Annotated in this window: 10 protein-coding genes and 1 pseudogene; 8 read left to right on the forward strand and 3 right to left on the reverse strand. The window is 44.6% G+C overall.

The window, feature by feature from the left end; all coding sequences use genetic code 11:
• Window positions 1-63: 63 nt before the first annotated feature.
• From ACTHPG_RS08355 to ACTHPG_RS08365, 3 genes and pseudogenes are all read left to right on the forward strand, one after another.
• Window positions 64-1,068: pseudogene (locus ACTHPG_RS08355) on the forward strand (LacI family DNA-binding transcriptional regulator); the annotation flags it as partial.
• Window positions 1,069-1,452: 384 nt separating this feature from the next.
• On the forward strand, window positions 1,453-2,928 hold the full coding sequence (locus tag ACTHPG_RS08360) for a glycoside hydrolase family 32 protein (RefSeq protein ID WP_440388655.1): 1,476 nt from the start codon (window positions 1,453-1,455) through the stop codon (window positions 2,926-2,928).
• Window positions 2,929-2,954: 26 nt separating this feature from the next.
• On the forward strand, window positions 2,955-4,937 hold the full coding sequence (locus ACTHPG_RS08365) for a sucrose-specific PTS transporter subunit IIBC (protein WP_440388656.1): 1,983 nt from the start codon (window positions 2,955-2,957) through the stop codon (window positions 4,935-4,937).
• Window positions 4,938-5,122: 185 nt separating this feature from the next.
• On the opposite strand, the gene ACTHPG_RS08370 is transcribed toward ACTHPG_RS08365, so the two are convergent.
• Both ACTHPG_RS08370 and ACTHPG_RS08375 read right to left on the reverse strand, forming a co-directional pair.
• Window positions 5,123-6,022 (reverse strand): manganese catalase family protein, encoded by a 900-nt coding sequence (locus ACTHPG_RS08370; RefSeq protein WP_440388657.1) that lies wholly within the window; start codon window positions 6,020-6,022, stop codon window positions 5,123-5,125.
• Between the two features lie 127 nt (window positions 6,023-6,149).
• Window positions 6,150-7,877, reverse strand: coding sequence for a cellulase family glycosylhydrolase (locus ACTHPG_RS08375; RefSeq protein WP_440388658.1), 1,728 nt, complete (start codon window positions 7,875-7,877; stop codon window positions 6,150-6,152).
• Between the two features lie 323 nt (window positions 7,878-8,200).
• Here ACTHPG_RS08375 and ACTHPG_RS08380 point away from each other — a divergent pair, with 323 nt between their 5' ends.
• The 5 genes from ACTHPG_RS08380 (at window position 8,201) to ACTHPG_RS08400 (ending at window position 16,073) form a co-directional block, all read left to right on the forward strand.
• Window positions 8,201-9,031 (forward strand): amidohydrolase family protein, encoded by an 831-nt coding sequence (locus tag ACTHPG_RS08380; RefSeq protein WP_440388659.1) that lies wholly within the window; start codon window positions 8,201-8,203, stop codon window positions 9,029-9,031.
• Window positions 9,032-9,458: 427 nt separating this feature from the next.
• Window positions 9,459-10,901: a 6-phospho-beta-glucosidase gene (locus tag ACTHPG_RS08385; protein WP_440388660.1), complete on the forward strand. Its 1,443-nt coding sequence runs from the start codon at window positions 9,459-9,461 to the stop codon at window positions 10,899-10,901.
• A gap of 292 nt (window positions 10,902-11,193) precedes the next feature.
• On the forward strand, window positions 11,194-12,024 hold the full coding sequence (gene licT, locus ACTHPG_RS08390; protein WP_440388661.1) for a BglG family transcription antiterminator LicT: 831 nt from the start codon (window positions 11,194-11,196) through the stop codon (window positions 12,022-12,024).
• Window positions 12,025-12,240: 216 nt separating this feature from the next.
• Window positions 12,241-14,121, forward strand: a complete 1,881-nt coding sequence (locus ACTHPG_RS08395) for a beta-glucoside-specific PTS transporter subunit IIABC (protein WP_440388662.1) — start codon at window positions 12,241-12,243, stop codon at window positions 14,119-14,121.
• 482 nt (window positions 14,122-14,603) lie between these two features.
• The gene (locus ACTHPG_RS08400; protein ID WP_440388664.1) at window positions 14,604-16,073 is read left to right on the forward strand and encodes an Msr family ABC-F type ribosomal protection protein; all 1,470 of its coding nucleotides are present in this window, start codon (window positions 14,604-14,606) and stop codon (window positions 16,071-16,073) included.
• A gap of 318 nt (window positions 16,074-16,391) precedes the next feature.
• On the opposite strand, the gene ACTHPG_RS08405 is transcribed toward ACTHPG_RS08400, so the two are convergent.
• Window positions 16,392-16,982: a biotin transporter BioY gene (locus ACTHPG_RS08405; RefSeq protein ID WP_440388665.1), complete on the reverse strand. Its 591-nt coding sequence runs from the start codon at window positions 16,980-16,982 to the stop codon at window positions 16,392-16,394.
• Between the last annotated feature and the right edge of the window lie 111 nt (window positions 16,983-17,093).

Below are 17,093 nucleotides of genomic sequence, written 5' to 3' on the forward strand. Positions count from 1 at the left end.
TTACTTTTTCATCTAATTCGCCATAGCTTTGCGATTCGAAGTATAATATAAGGTAAACTAGTTAAAGAAACAAGAGGAGTCTCTATGAATAAAACGATTTCTGATATCGCTCAGATGGCAGGTGTGGCAAAAAGCACGGTCTCTCGCTACCTGAATGGCGGATCGGTTAGTGAGGATACACGCCAGAAGATTGAGCGTATTATCAAACAATACAATTATGTTCCCAACACGTTTGCACAGAGTCTGAAGGCGAAGAAGACCAGCATCATCGGTACGGTTGTGCCACGACTTGATTCTTTTGCGACATCCCAGACATTGATCGGAATTGATGAAGAACTGCGAAGTAATCAGTATCAGATGCTGATCGCGAATACGAGTCAGGACATGCAGCGCGAGATTGATGCCATCTATGATTTTGCACGACAGAAGGTATCGGGTATTATTCTGCTGGCTGCTGAGGTGACCGAAGCACATCTGAAGGCCATTGAGGATATACGGCTTCCGGTGTTATTGGTGGGGCAGCAGCATGAGCAACTACATAGTCTGGTTCACAATGATGATCAGGCTGGCTATGAGATGGGCAAATATGTTGTCGAACAGGGTCACCGCAAGATCGTATATATGGGAGTTAGCGAGAAGGATCGGGCGGTAGGGATCTATCGCAAACAGGGGTTCCAGCGAGCAATCGCCGAGTGTGCAGGATGTGAAGTGAAGTATTATGAAACTAGTTTCAAGATGTCTGAAGCCATCGTTACCGCTGAAGCTATCCTGAAAGAGATTACCCCAACGATCATTGTAGGGGCCACGGATAATATCGCACTGGGTGTGATGAAGATTGCATTCTCCAATAAAATCCGCATACCGCAAGATTTGTCCGTTACCGGATTTGGCGGATATGATATTACGGAGATGATTCACCCCACGCTGACGACTGTGAAATATCATTATTTGCAGGCTGGTCAAGTAGCAGCGAATCACATTATTCGTCTCGTCAAAGGCGAGTCAGTGGAGGAACGAACAACACTGGACGTAGAACTAATTCCTCGAGAAAGCGTTGACAAATTATAAAAACATCCTTTATGATAATTCCATCGAACCGGTTCCATTCCGAATGTGAAATTCGGGTATGCCAACTTGGTCAGGCATTTTATGCCATATGGAATTATTTTTTTGTGTCCGTTGGAACCGGTTCCTATAATTGATTTTCGTATAAGTTAAATTAGAAATAAACATTTACGGAGAGGACAGAAAAAATCTGAAGAAACGTAGTGTTGGCTTAAAGCTTTCTGTAAGAAAAGCTGCTTCGGAAGCATAGGCTATCACCGGATTTCACCCTTTTGAAAAGGGATCAGGAAATCTGGGGATAACAGCGATCGGAGGATTGTTCTGCCATCGTAGTCCCAGTGTGAAATTTCTTGGTCTAACTTATATAAGCAAGAATGGAGAACAGCTATGAAAATGACTAGAGAGCAACGCTACAGACGAATTGAGCAAGCTGAGCCTGGTGAGATTGCGAAGCTTGAAGCACAGATATCCGAGTGTCCATGGAGACAGAGTTACCACATTCAGCCGATAACAGGTCTGCTTAATGATCCTAACGGCTTTGCATATTATCAAGGCTATTATCATCTCTTCTATCAGTGGTTTCCGCTTGGAACAGAACACGGCATGAAATACTGGTATCATACCCGCTCGAAGAATCTGGTGAACTGGGAAAATGTCGGGATTGGAATCGAACCAGGTAGCAGGTATGACTCACACGGAGCTTATTCAGGCAGTGCAATTGAAAAAGACGGCAAGCTGCACTTGCTGTACACGGGCAATACGAGGGATGAGGCTTGGGTCAGACATCCGTATCAATGCTTGGCAGTCATGGGTGAAAGCGGTTCAGTAACCAAACTGACTCAACCGGTGATCTCGTCTGTGCCAGTCGGATACACCGAACACTTTAGAGATCCCAAGGTGTGGCAACAAGAAGACACGTATTATTGTGTCATTGGTGCACAGAGAACAGACAAGACGGGATGTACGGTGCTATATCGCTCAATTGATCTGAAAAACTGGGAGTTCCTTGGTGAGATTCGTACACAATTAATTTCCTTCGGTTATATGTGGGAGTGCCCGGATTATATGGAGATAGACGGGAAAGGTATGCTTGTCTTTTCCCCACAAGGATTAGATGCTGCGGGAGATCAATATCAGAATATTTTTCAGTCCGGTTATCTGATTGGTGAGCCGCTTAATCTCCAGACGAGAGAGTTAACACATGGTGAATTCCAGGAGTTGGATCGTGGATTCGACTTCTATGCTCCGCAAACCATGCAGGGTCCGGACGGAAGACGTATGCTGGTTGGTTGGATGGGACTCCCCGATCTGGCGTATCCGACAGATGATAGCGGTTGGGCTCATTGCCTGACCATTCCTCGACAGTTGTCACTCCGAGACGGGAAGTTAATTCAACAACCAGTTGCAGAAATGGAGCAATTGCGCAAGCGAGAGGAAGGAACTCATTTTCGTGCAACAATCGATAGTGAAAGTCGTTCTTTCGCTGGTTTCAATGGAATTGCCTATGAGCTGATATGTGAGATAAGTCATGTAGATGCAGAGATTGTAGGCATCGAGTTCAGAGCAAGTGAAACGGAGAAAACGGTTCTTCTGTATGATCGCATCCAAGAGAAAGTTATTCTGGATCGGACGATGTCTGGTGCCCAGCTGTCAGAACAAAATGGCACGATACGGCGGTGCACGCTTACTGCGGAAGTGATGAAGTTCCATCTGTTCGTAGATGCATCTTCCGTCGAGGTTTTTGTGAACGACGGGGAAGAGGTCTTTACCAGCCGGATTTTCCCAAGTCGGGACAGCGTGGATATTCGGTTCTTTGCACGCGGAGGCAGAGCTGATTTTGAAGCAACACAATGGCATTATTAAGGATTACGTGAGAGGAATGAGATAACATGTCGGAGAATCAACGCATTGCCCAGGAAGTCATTCATGCCATAGGGGGCAAAGAGAATATTGCATCATTTGCACATTGTGCAACACGTCTTCGCATCATGGTGAAAGATAAAGAGAAGATTGATCAGAAAACGGTCGAGAACATCGAGAAGGTGAAAGGCGCTTTTTTCAACTCGGGTCAATATCAGATTATCTTTGGTACAGGAACGGTGAATCGAATTTTTGAAGAGGTTGAGAAGCTGGGAATCGAAGGATCGTCCAAGGAGGACGTGAAGAGTCAGGGGAAAAAGGAAGGAAACGCTTTTCAGCGGGCTATCCGCACATTTGGTGACGTATTCGTTCCCATCATTCCCGTACTGGTAGCTACAGGTTTGTTCATGGGATTGCGCGGATTACTTACCCAGAATGAGATTTTGGCGTTGTTCGGTGCAACACCTGAGGATATCTCGGCCAATTTCCTGTTATTCACTCAGATTCTGACGGATACGGCATTTGCATTTCTGCCTGCACTTGTAGCGTGGTCTGCATTCCGCGTATTCGGTGGAAGTCCGGTACTTGGTATCGTGCTAGGGCTGATGCTGGTCAATCCGGCATTACCCAATGCTTACTCGGTGGCAGATGGATCAGCACAGCCGCTGCATATGTTCGGTTTTATACCTGTCGTGGGTTATCAGGGATCGGTTCTGCCTGCGTTCTTTGTAGGTTTGATTGGAGCCAAGTTTGAAAAGGTATTAAGAAGACGGGTGCCTGAGGCACTGGACTTAATTCTGACTCCTTTTATTACGTTAACGGTCATGATTACGCTTGGACTATTTGCGATTGGTCCCGTGTTCCATTCCCTGGAAGAGTGGGTACTGCATGGAACAACTGCCGTATTGGATCTTCCGTTTGGCATCGCAGGTATTATCATTGGATTCTTCCATCAGATTATTGTCGTTACTGGTGTACATCACATCTTTAATTTCCTGGAGATTCAGCTACTGGAAAAAACGGGATTCAATCCGTTCAACGCCATCATTACCTGCGCCATGGCAGCACAAGGAGCGGCTTGTCTCGCAGTCGGTCTCAAGACCAAAAATATGAAACTAAAAGCACTCGCATTACCTTCTTCCTTGTCCGCATTTCTAGGCATTACTGAGCCAGCCATCTTCGGAGTTAACTTGCGTTACATGAAACCATTTATTATGGGACTGGTTGGTGGTGGTGTAGGTGGTTTCATCGCTTCCCTGTTCCATCTGCAAGGTACAGGCATGGCAGTAACGGTTATTCCGGGAACATTACTCTATTTGAACAGCCAACTGCCGTTGTATATCTTGTCCAACGTGGTTGCCATGGCCATTGCTTTTGCACTTACCTGGTTCTTCGGATATAGGGACCAACCGGTTGCAGAGGAATCGGTGAGCGATGAAAACAGTGGAGTAACATCAACTGAAGTTAAAGCAGAGGAATCTAATCCGCTTATTAATTCAGTTACCGATGCCGTTACAAGCAATCGTCCTAAAGTAGATTTGCTCGAAATAGCTTCGCCAATGAACGGTACCGTCGTTGCTCTGGAGCAGGTTCCTGACCCGGCGTTCTCGGAAAAACACATGGGTGAGGGCATTGCCATTGAGCCAACAGAAGGAAAAGTGTATGCACCATTTGATGGTGTCATCGCACATGTGATGCACAAGAGTAAACATGCGGTGATTCTGGAGCATGAAACAGGTGTACAGATGTTGGTTCATATCGGAATTAATACGGTTGGACTCAAAGGAGAGGGTTTTACCGCACATGTGAATAGCGGAGATCGTGTAACTGCAGGACAGTTGTTGATTGAATTTGACATGGACGTCATTCAGTCTGCGGGTCTGCCGGTGATTACACCTGTCTTGATCCCAAGTGGAAACGAAGCGATAGCAACTGTTACAGCAACCTCAACCGGTCGTGTGCAAGCCAATGGGGAAGCGGTACTTGTAGTGAATTTTACTGAGCCACAATAGAGGCGTGTAAAGTGGGAAGCGGAGAGAGATTCATCTCACCCGTTTCCCTTTTTGTGTGCGCCATAAGAAATCAAAGAAACAGATCATCGGTGATCTAAGTAATCCAAGTGAGTTAGTATGCAAGAGAGCACCAGTTTACAGTGATCCAATCGACGGCCTATGAAAAACAAACGTTAATCGTGATCCTACAGACCAGCGTGACGTTTCAGTCGCTCTGCAATCTGCATTAGATCTTCTGCGGATATCCCTGGCGCAAATTCTTCCGGCAGATCAGGCAGCTCAGGTACTGGCCCTCCATACCCCGGCAAGCCTGCAAAAGCCTCCAGTTTACCGCCATCGGTTGGGTGTGTCCCTTTCCAAATCTGAGCAATCCCCTGATAATCCTTGTCACTGAACGTGTACAGCCTGCGATGTTCTCCCATCGCTTCCCACTTACGTGTCGTTTCAAAAGCTTTGTTATCCAGCCTTGGAATAGGGAACATCTTCGTTACATCCACACCCGTTGCAATCTCCAATGCCTTGGCATAAGCAAGAACATGCACACCTCCGCGTACAAGCAGGTAACCTGTCATTTCTCGGGCTGTCTTGTTGTCCGTCATTTCGTATACTCTCATTTTGTGGGTTCTGGCCCCGCATTCCAGAAAGAAATTATGCAGAAGATCGAAGATCAGATTGCCACTGCTCACGACATATGAACCATTCCAGGGTCTTCCCATGGAGTCATAAGGAAGCGCTGTCTGGGCCGATTCAATAAAATGTGAAGTCATACGTGCATCTTTGCCTACCCGCAGAGGAGTGGAGTCCGGGTCACCTGGCGAAGTCGAACCTTCAAGCATCAGGTTAATCGTATTGGCAACAAGTTCGACGTGGCCGAATTCTTCAGCAGTTATACTGGCGACGATATCGTAGAATGGACGTAGCTTGGACCTGCCTCTGAAATTGAAAGATTGAAACATGTAGTTGTTCAAGGTGGACATTTCTCCGAATTTTCCACCCATCAACTCTTGAACAGCGCTGGCTCCATTGGGATCCGGATTATTCGATATGGGTAGTTCGATGGCAAGACGGTCTACACGTTTAAACATGACATTTCCCCCTCAGTCCTAGTTAGTGTAAAGGTATGAAGGGTTACTTGTACGTTATTCGGTTGTTTACAAAACAAAACGTTCTGCCAGAGCTTTGGCTCTGAACAGAACGTTAGTTAAAACAGTATTATAAAGTTACGCCAACAACGTTGGTTCCATTTTTCGTGATTTTGTACGTCAGCACATCTCCGTTCCAGAAGTGGAACTTGAGTGTGACTTCGCCATCATTGGTTTCATTGAAGAAGTTAGGTTTCAGCTCAATCACATTACGTTCGTAATCTGGGCTAAATGTGTAGGAGAATTCTTTGAACGAAGTCCAGTTCTGTGGACCGGCGTTTTCTCCGTTTGCATATGTTGCTTCCATCGTTGCCAGTTGGTTGCCGTTAAACGTAGTTGGAATGGCAAATGCACTGGTTGTACCCGTTGCATCGTTTAACTTAGGCGTGTCATATTTAATGATGTTAAAGTTCCAGTCGGCTCCTTGGTTGAATCCTGCTGTGAGTGTGGCATTTACGCCTAAATCACCAGAGGCTGTCAATTTGGTTAACAGATTGGATTTTAACGTAAGCACATCTTTTCTGATTGTATAGTCTTTACCTCTAACAAGAGGGGTAGTGCCATTTTTCAACGAATTGAATTTGTTCCCATTCAGATTGAGTTTTACTTTTTTATCTTGAATGGTTTCATTTTGTTTAAGGTATACGAGGTCCGTTTCAGCTGTGGATGAGCGACCAGTCCAGCTGGCTTGCATGGTATTGAATAGTTCCTGATCAGACCAAGTAAAGTTTGTGCGCCCGAAGTGCTGTCCGTTGTCCCACAACATCGTTGTCATCTGTTTTTGACGCAGATATTGTCCAACAAATTCGAAGAATTTCAGTTTTTCGCCTTGCTCAATGACACCTGTGTGCTGGTCAAAACCAAGCAAGCCATACTCACCGACGATAACCGGAATGCCTTTGGCTGTAAAAGCATTGTATACCCGATCGAATGTATCGGTAATGTCTTTCTGGACTTCCTCGTTATACTTGGTGTAACCTGCAATATTCACACTGAATGGCCAGAACCCGTAGTAGTGAACGGTTGCAATAATATTGCTGTCATTCAATTTTTGAATGGTCTTATTCAGTTCATCCAGATCAGGTTGAGCGGAAGAGGTATGCATCGTTGGAAGCACAAGTGGACGGGTATTGTTGTTTCCACCCGAAGTTCTTACAATCTTGTGAAAAGAAGTATTTAACTCGTCCAGCATGCGATATCCAATAGCCGCATCTGTTGTGCCGCCTTCGGAGAAGCGGGGTTCGTTAACACTTTCGAACATGAGCTTGTCGGATGCATCTTTGAACTTGTCGGCAATCTGAGTCCAGGCAGCGTTGTAACGTGCAAGTACGTTGTCATGATCTTTCTCCATGTAACTAATCCAGCGCCAAGAATCATGGTGAAGATTGATCATGACATAGAGATCGGCATCGAGGGCCCAGTTTACCACTTCTTGAACCCGATTCATGTAAGCGGCATCAATTATATAGTCGGGTGCGTCACCGATGTGGGCTTCCCAGGTTACAGGGATACGGATACTGTTGTAGCCTTCACTCGCGATAGATTGAATCAGTTCCTTTGTAATGCGCGGGTTGCCCCAGGCTGTCTCATCTTCACCAACGGCATCGAGAGAGTTACCCAGATTCCAGCCAGGCTCCATGGCGTTCACGTATGCCTGCATTTTGCTTGGCGCGGCTGAGGTAATGGCCTGTTCACTGTTGTCTGTTGCAGCGGAAGCCATAGCCGAAGAGAACAGGGACAGAATCATGGCCGTTACAAGGGTAAGAGAGAGGACCGCTTTACGGTTTTTTTTCATCAACGTAATCTCCTTATCAGATAGAATGATTGAACTTGAATAGAAGTCAAGCAATAGTGAGAACGGAGCTCAACTCGAACCAAATTATGACTTGTTCAATACTGGGATCACCACCGAATTATGTATTGAAAGCGTTTTCGGAATTTAATATATCATGATTACAAATAGGGGGATACCCGCACAATTGAAATAAAATTCATGTGATAATTAGTGATTTGCTTTATCTATCGTTTGTGAGAAGATCATGATTGATTGTACTTCGAATGAAGATGATATAATTGCATCTAAACAATAATTAGATTCAACTACCCTTGGAGGGATATAAAATGAAGCTGGATGCACATCAACATTTCTGGGAATACAATATCGCCGAGTATGGATGGATTGGAGAAGAAATGAAAGCCATTCGTCAGTCTTTTCTTCCACAAGATCTGGAACCTATATTAGTGCAATCGGGAATGGACGGATGTATTGCAGTACAAGCCAGACAATCACTGACAGAAACCGAGTGGCTTCTGCAGCTGGCAGATCGACATGAATGTATCAAAGGTGTTGTCGGATGGGTAGATCTTTGTTCAAATGAAGTTCGGGATCAGCTTGAACTGTTCGCGTCCAATCCATATCTGAAGGGCGTACGTCATGTCATACAGGATGAACCTGATCTTCAGTATGTATTGAGAGAAGATTTTCAGCGGGGGATCTCATTGCTCAAAGAGTATGATTTGGCCTATGATCTATTGGTATCCAAGGAGCAGCTGCCCTATGCCGTTGAACTGGTTAAGGCGTTTCCTGAACAGCGATTCGTACTTGATCATCTAGCCAAACCCGACATAAAATCAGGTATGCTCTCACCATGGCAAGAAGCACTGGAGTCATTGGCCGCACAACCAAATGCGTACTGCAAACTTTCAGGGATGGTGACAGAAGCAGACTGGGCAAATTGGACTACAAAGGACTTTACACCCTATCTGGATATCGCCATAAAAGCCTTTGGTGCGGAACGATTAATGTTCGGGTCCGACTGGCCCGTAAGCAACGTTTCAGCTGCGTATGCTGATGTATACGGTATCATTGTGGCCCACATTCATTCCTTCTCTGTGGAAGATCAACAGATGATTCTTGGCGGTACCTGTGCTGCGTTCTATCAAATATCGTAGTGGGCAATCCGAAGCTAAACTGGTTTCAAGAAGTTGACAACGGTTCTGATTCTTGCTAAAGTTTTATCCAATCCGCATAATCATGATCTGGGAATGTTACCGATATGGGCATAACCTGAGCTGGCTTGTTTACACGTAATCGTGTACCCAGGCTGGTTCGGGTTTTTTCTATTTAAGTTGAACAACCGATTTACACGTGACGACTGCGCGGCCAGAACAATCTTCCAATCGCTGTTATCCCCAGATTTTTTGATCCCTTTTTTAAAGGGGAAATTGGGTGATAAAGGCGAACGCTTCGCTTCTCCAGATTTTTTCTGTCCTCTCCGTTTATGTGTAATTGTGTAGTTCAATTTAAATATTTTGTCTTATTAATGTTTCTTACGATTGGAGCGGTTAGCTTAATTACATATTTGGAAGGAGAATGATGATGACGAATTTTAAATTTCCTACAGATTTTCTATGGGGTGGAGCCATTGCTGCGAATCAGGCGGAGGGCGCCTATCTGGAAGATGGCAAAGGACTGAGTATCGTTGACTTGCTGCCAACAGGAGAGAACCGCAGAAGCATTATGAAAGGTCATGTCCCGGCTTTTAAGCCACTCGCTAACGAGTTCTATCCTTCACATGAAGCGATCGATTTCTATCACCGTTACCCTGAAGATATTGCGCTGTTTGCCGAAATGGGATTCAAGGCACTGCGTGTCTCCATTGCCTGGGCACGGATTTTCCCGACAGGAGAAGATGCACAGCCGAATGAAGCCGGATTGCAATTTTACGATAACCTGTTTGATGAATTGCTGGAGCACGGTATTGAACCTGTAGTTACATTAGCCCACTTCGATGTGCCTGTGCACCTGATCGAGAAGTATGGGAGCTGGAGAAGTCGTGAACTGGTAACCTTATTCGAGAAGTACGCTAGAACGGTATTCACACGGTACCAAGACAAGGTGAAATACTGGATGACATTCAATGAGATCAACATGCTGCTTCATCTTCCGTTCCTTGGAGCGGGGCTCGCGTTCAATGAAGGGGATAACATCAAGGAAATTCAATATCAGGCTGCTCACCACCAACTGGTTGCAAGTGCACTGGCAGTCAAAGCATGTCATGAGATTATCCCTGGTGCCATGATTGGCTGTATGCTTGCGGCAGGAAGCTTCTATCCGTATACCTGTAATCCGGAAGATGTATTCCAAGGTATGGAGAAAGATAGAGAATCCTATTTCTTTATCGATGTGCAGTCACGTGGGGAATATCCAGGTTACGCCAAACGTTTCTTCAAGGATCACGAATTGAACATTGTAATGCAGCCGGGTGATGTAGAAATCTTGAAGAATCATACTGTAGATTATATCGGTTTCAGCTACTATTCAAGTCGTACAACGAGTACCGATCCCGAAGTTATTAAAAATATGACAAGCGGTAATGTATTTGGCTCGGTAGCGAATCCATATCTGGCGAAGTCTGAATGGGGTTGGACGATTGATCCGAAAGGGTTCCGTATTACCGCCAATCAACTACATGACCGTTATCAGAAACCGCTGTTTGTCGTAGAGAACGGATTTGGTGCCAATGACGTGGTTACGCCAGAAGGTGAAGTGGATGATGCGTACCGGATTGACTACTTGAAGCGGCATGTAGCTGAAATGGGTGAGGCCATTCAGGATGGGGTGAACATCATCGGTTATACCAGCTGGGGACCTATTGATATTGTAAGTGCATCCTCCGGTGAGATGAGAAAACGCTATGGCTATATTTACGTGGATCGTAATAACGAAGGACATGGTGAGCTGACACGACTGAAGAAGAAGAGTTTTGAGTGGTACAAAAATGTGATTGCATCCAACGGAACAAACCTGGGTGACGAGTAGTCAAAAAGGTAAATCGTTTAGTTCTGACATCAAACAAACGGAAGAAACATGAACTCATGGAACTTCCGTTTGTCCCCGCATTGAAAGCGTTGACATATCGTCGGGTTCGCGCTATACTTGACGCAATTATATCGTTTCTGGGATTGTTACTACTTGAAGTAGGCAAAACCTAAGCACCAAAAAAAGCAGACCACCATGTCTTGTTTATTTTGTGATGCTTCAGGTTTTTTTTGTATGCCCGAAAAGACGATGTAAAACTGCCAAGAGAGTGGAACGTGACGGGGGGATTGAAGTGAAAATAGCAAAGGTTATCAACAATAACGTCATTAGCATCTATCAGGCGGATGGAGCAGAGCTTGTGGTGATGGGACGTGGGATTGCCTTTAAGAAAAAGCCGGGGGACAAAGTAGACGAGACCCGCATCCAGAAAGTATTTGCATTGAAAAACAAACAAACATCCGATAATTTCAAAATGTTGCTGCGCGAAGTTCCGATGGAACTGATTGAAATTGTGGAAGAGATCATCACGTATGCGCGTGAGAACTTGGGACGCAAACTGAATGAGAACATCTATGTTTCCCTTACGGATCATATTAACTTCGCGATCGAGCGTTATCGGGAAGGCGTGGAGATCAAGAACGCATTAATGTGGGAGATCAAGCAGTTGTACAAGCCTGAATTTGAACTGGGCATGAGGACGCTGGAACAGATCAATACTCGAATGAATATTGAGCTTCCACCAGATGAAGCCGCTTTTATAGCTCTTCATATAGTCAACGCAGAGATGAACGAAGAAGTCATTACAACGATGAATATTACGAAGTTTATCCAGCAAATTATTAATATAGCGAAATATCATTTCAAAATGGAATTTGATGAGGACTCTCTCAGTTATTTCCGCTTCATTACACATTTGAAGTTCTTCTCCCAGCGAGTGCTCAGTGGTACGCATTATGACAACAACTATGATCATTTCTACGACATGATTAAGGAGAAGCATCCGGATGCCGCAGCGTGTACGGAGAAAATTGAGTTGTTTGTCAAAAAAGAGTACAACCATGAGCTGACCAATGAAGAAAAGTTGTATTTGACGGTTCATATTGAACGGGTGGTTAATCGTTAACATTTAAATGTTGACAAATATGGATTAATTATAATAATATGTGATTAACAGGAATTGAATACGATTTAACTGGGATTGTTACTGGTTATGCAGGCAAAACCTAAGTCATGAGAAGGTCAGGACTATTGTGTCACTGTCCCCTTACTCAAGACTTAGGTTTTTTGCGTGCAAAAAATCGGTAAAGGGCCTGTTTGAGAAAAAGTGGGGGTGCAGATTATGAGTCAAGAGAAACTGGCCAAAGAGATTGTAGAACTCGTCGGCGGTGAGAAAAATGTGGAATCGCTTGTTCATTGTGCAACACGGTTACGGTTTGTATTGAAGGACGATGCCAAGGCAGACAAGGTTAAGCTGGAGAAAACAGAAGGCATCATCGCAGTCAAAGAAAATGGAGGCCAGTTCCAGGTTGTTGTTGGTAACAAGGTGCCTGAAGTCTATAGTGCCATTGGACAGATCAGTAACATTCTGGATGATTCGTCAGGTAAAGAAAAACCTCGCAAAGCAGCCAAAGGCCTTGGAGGTATTATCGATATCATATCCAGTATCTTTGCACCACTTCTGGGTGTTATGGCGGGAGCCGGTATTCTAAAAGGATTATTGTTGATTGCAAGCAATATCGGATGGCTGGAAACGACAGAAACAACATATACAATCCTGTATGCAGCAGCAGATAGTCTCTTCTATTTCCTGCCTTTGTTGTTAGCGGTTACAACAGCGCGTAAATTCCAGGGTAATATGTTTGTAGCGATGACGATTGCAGGAGCATTGATCTATCCATCCATCGTCACGTTGAAAGCAGAGGGTACACCGACGGATTTCTTCGGTATCCCTGTGATTCTGATGAATTATTCATCGACGGTTATTCCTATCATTTTAGCTGTCATAGTCATGAGCAAGTTGGAAAAGTTCTTTAATAAGACACTTCACGATAGTGTGAAAAACTTTGTTACACCCTTATTTTTGCTAGTGATTATGGTACCGCTGACACTATTGGTATTCGGACCATTTGGTGTGTACGTTGGTAATGCAATTGCAGCTGGACTCGTTGCTGCATTTGGATTCAGTCCATTGCTTGCTGGAGCCGTTATGGGTGCAAGCTGGCAGTTGCTCGTGATCTTCGGAATACACTGGGGTCTTATTCCGGTATTTATCAATAACGTTGCCGTGTATGGACAGGATGGCGTTAAACCGGCTGCGACAGCTTCGATCTTTGCTCAAACGGGTGCAGCTTTTGGGGTTATGCTGAAAACCAAGAACAAAAAACTGAAAACGCTGGCTGGATCATCCACGCTGACCGCATTATTCGGTATTACGGAACCTGCCATCTATGGGGTGACATTACCATTAAAACGTCCGTTCATCGCAGGGGTAATCGGTGGTGCAGTGGGTGGAGCGATCATCGGTCAAGCGGGCACATTAGCATTCGCGTCCGGTGCACCGGGATTGCTGACTTTGCCAATTTTCTACGGACCAGGTGGACAAGGCTTCCCCGGATTGATTTTGGGTATCGTAGTATCCTTTGTCGTTTCGGCTGTACTGACGTACATCATGGGCTTCAAAGATCCGGTCGAAGAAGAAACAAAGACGGAATCTACGTCATCCGCCGAGCAATCTGACCGTACAATGAATGCTTCAGACGAAGAAGTATTTAGCCCAATTCAGGGAACGATTGTGGAATTGTCGGAAGTTCCAGATCCGGCATTTGCATCGGGAGCAATGGGCAAAGGGATTGCGATTGAGCCAGCTGTGGGCAGAGTGGTAGCGCCATTCGACGGTACAGTTACCGTTGCATTCAAGAAAAAACATGCTTTGGCTGTTGTATCAGACACCGGTGCTGAAATATTGGTTCACGTCGGAGTGGATACGGTTAAATTGGATGGGGAGCATTTTGTCTCTCATATCAAAGAAGGGGACAGGGTCAAAGCGGGAGATCTGCTGCTTGAGTTCGATATTGCACAGATTAAGGCTGCGGGGTACCACACGGTAACGCCGATTATAGTTACGAATTCCGCCAACTACGAGGAAGTCATTCCGCAGGCGAGAGGTCAGGTTCATAGCCAGGAGCTTCTAATGAAGTTGAACAGTGGAAAGGGAGCGTAATAAAATAGAATCATTACCTATTCAATGATTTAGAGTTTTGTTGCTTTCGTTGACATGGTGGAATTGGAAAATTATAATTATAAATGTACATCTATTACATGATAATGAAAGGTGGATTATTGAACATGACACATGCGATGAGACTGCGTTTCCTTCCTTTGAATCGGTAATTGAATACGTTCAAAGGCTCTGACGGTTCGTTCAGAGTAAACGGGATCAGTCTGTCATTTTCAATTATTCTGACCTTATATACATGGTTTAACGTGTTTTCCCGTTTACATTGAATCACAGGCCTTGGCCTGTGATTTTTTGTTTTGCCTATCACTCGTCTGATCAGACCTGATGTTCAGTTGAGACTACAGGAGGTACACCGCTATGATGACGTTACTGTTCTATTGATACGAGCTGGCACGATAAGCTCGTATCGATAGAAGTGTCTTCGCTATCGATACGAAATAAATCTTATTTCGGAGGTAGCGAATATGAAAAAGATATGTTTTGAATTAGAGCAGGTTGAGATGACCTATATGGATAAAGATGTATTGAACATTGAACGACTGGCCGTGCATCAACTGGATTGCATTGGTATAGTGGGTGGGAATGGTCAGGGTAAAAGTACGTTGTTGAAACTCATTGCGGGACAGATCCAGCCGACAGCCGGAAGGGTAAAATGTTACGCAGAGTTTGGTTATTTGGAACAAGTGGAACCACCGCAACCTAACGGAAATCTGGAAGTTGATGGCACTTTACTCAGCAAATTAGCGATTCCTCAACATGATAGAACATGGAGTGGCGGTGAACAGACCCGTCTAAAACTGGCTCAAATGTTCACGCATTACCACGAAGTATTGTTGCTGGATGAACCAACAACCCATCTGGACCATGAGGGGATTACATTTTTACTGGATGAATTACGTTATTACTATGGCGCAATTGTGCTGATCAGTCATGACCGTGCGGTTCTGGATGAACTGGTGACCACGATCTGGGAAGTTCATCAGGGAGAAGTAAAGGTTTATTCCGGCAACTATAGCGATTATCAGGCACAGAAGAGGTTAGAGCGTGAAAAGCAAAACCAGGCCCATGAACAATTCTCGAAAGAGAAAAGAAGATTGGAACTGGCTGCCCGGGACAAGATGAAGAAAGCCGAGAAAATAACGCAGGCCGGAAGCATGTCCAAAAAAGAATCCAAGGCGAAAGCAAATCGTATGTTTGAGACGAAATCCAAAGGCACCAGCCAGAAAGCGGTGTACCGCGCTGCCAAAGCAATTGAACAGCGGGTGCAACAGCTTCATGAGGTAAAAGCGGTACAAGAGGATCGGCCGATTATTATACGTCAACCGAAAACATTGAAGCTGCACAACCGATTTCCAATTATGGCAGATCGCCTTACGCTTGAGTTGGATGGAAACATATTGTTGCAGGATGTAAGTTTTCAAATTCCATTAAATCAAAAGATAGCCATAACCGGAGCCAATGGTAGCGGGAAAAGCACATTGCTTAACCATGTTTTCCATGCTGGAGATCATATCACCATGTCTCCAAAAGCGAAGCTCGGTTATTTTCAGCAAATGAGCTATCGTTTCACGACAACAGAGACCGTATTACAATTCCTGAAAGATCGTTCGGAATATGAGGAATCAGAGCTGAGAAGTGCGTTGCACGCGATGCAGTTTACAGGGAATGACTTGCTCAAGAATGTTGGGACATTAAGTGGGGGAGAAGCGATTCGTCTTCAATTATGTCATTTGTTTCTTGGACAATATAATATTCTGTTGTTGGATGAGCCGACGAATTTTCTGGATATGCATGCGTTGGAAGCGCTGGAGCGTTTTATCAAGGCGTATGAGGGGACCATTCTGTATGTATCTCATGATCAGAGGTTTATTGAAAATACAGCGGATCAACAATTTCAGATTACGGAGCGTCAATTAATTCAGGTGAATATATAAGTTGAACTAAAGAATATTTACACTGGACACTACGATGACAGAACAACCATCCGATCGCTGTTATCCCCAGATTATTTTGATTCCTTTTATAAAGGAGTAAATCCGGTGAAAGCGTATGCTTCCGATGTAGCTTTCTTGCAGAAAGCTTGTAGGCGAACGCTTCGCTTCTTCAGGCTCTTTCTGTCCTCTCCGTTTCGTGTAAATGTTTATTTCAATTTATATAGAATATAAATTTATAGGGGAAGAAAAGTAACGAAAACCGCCAAGTGATTTTGGCGGTTTTGTCGTTTTCAAATCGGATACCTAATGGAGCTTCTATTAAGACTCCGCTTTTACAACCGTTGAATGCATGTTACCTGTGAGACGTTGAGGTGGGAATACCATGCGCACAGGTGCAATGATGATCGTGGCAAATACAGCTTTGATCAGATCCCCAATAATATATGGATAGAATCCTTGAATCATAGCCTCGGGCAGGTCCATTTTGTAAGCATACGCAAGCCAAGGAACCCCTGAGACATAGACCATCAATGAACCAAATACCTCAAATATGATGAAAGCGAGAACAAATCCTGTGACACCTTTGATGTTAAATCGTGCAAGCAGCAGTCCAATCAATAATGCGGAGATTGGCCACATCATCACATATCCTCCGGTAGGTCCAAGAAGCACCGCAAGTCCTCCTGTCCCGTGCAGTAAAGGGAATCCAAGCGCAGTGAGCAGAACAACCATCGTTACACTAAGGAAACCATAGAGTGGGCCAAGCAATCCTCCCGCCAACATGACAGCCAAGGTTTGTAATGTTATCGGTACAGGGGAGAAGCCAATAGGAATGCTTATGTAACCAAAAAGTACTAATATTGCGGCCATAAGTGCACTGAATACAATGCCTCGCAAAGATAATTTCATGATTGAACAATCCTCTCCATTTTGTTAATATGATTGTTAACCTAGTTGGTAAATGTGGTTAACGATTAGGATCTTACCACATAGAAATAGAAAGGGAAAGGACTAAATTAC

The sequence above is a fragment of the Paenibacillus sp. SAF-068 genome (assembly GCF_051967555.1).
In the GTDB taxonomy this organism is placed as follows: domain Bacteria; phylum Bacillota; class Bacilli; order Paenibacillales; family Paenibacillaceae; genus Paenibacillus.

Excerpts from the sequence above, each read along its gene's own strand:
- ACTHPG_RS08360 (WP_440388655.1), top strand. The coding sequence starts at position 1,453 with ATGAAAATGACTAGAGAGCAACGCTACAGACGAATTGAGCAAGCTGAG.
- ACTHPG_RS08365 (WP_440388656.1), top strand. The coding sequence starts at position 2,955 with ATGTCGGAGAATCAACGCATTGCCCAGGAAGTCATTCATGCCATAGGG.
- ACTHPG_RS08370 (WP_440388657.1), bottom strand. The coding sequence starts at position 6,022 with ATGTTTAAACGTGTAGACCGTCTTGCCATCGAACTACCCATATCGAAT.
- ACTHPG_RS08380 (WP_440388659.1), top strand. The coding sequence starts at position 8,201 with ATGAAGCTGGATGCACATCAACATTTCTGGGAATACAATATCGCCGAG.
- ACTHPG_RS08385 (WP_440388660.1), top strand. The coding sequence starts at position 9,459 with ATGACGAATTTTAAATTTCCTACAGATTTTCTATGGGGTGGAGCCATT.
- ACTHPG_RS08395 (WP_440388662.1), top strand. The coding sequence starts at position 12,241 with ATGAGTCAAGAGAAACTGGCCAAAGAGATTGTAGAACTCGTCGGCGGT.
- ACTHPG_RS08400 (WP_440388664.1), top strand. The coding sequence starts at position 14,604 with ATGAAAAAGATATGTTTTGAATTAGAGCAGGTTGAGATGACCTATATG.
- ACTHPG_RS08405 (WP_440388665.1), bottom strand. The coding sequence starts at position 16,982 with ATGAAATTATCTTTGCGAGGCATTGTATTCAGTGCACTTATGGCCGCA.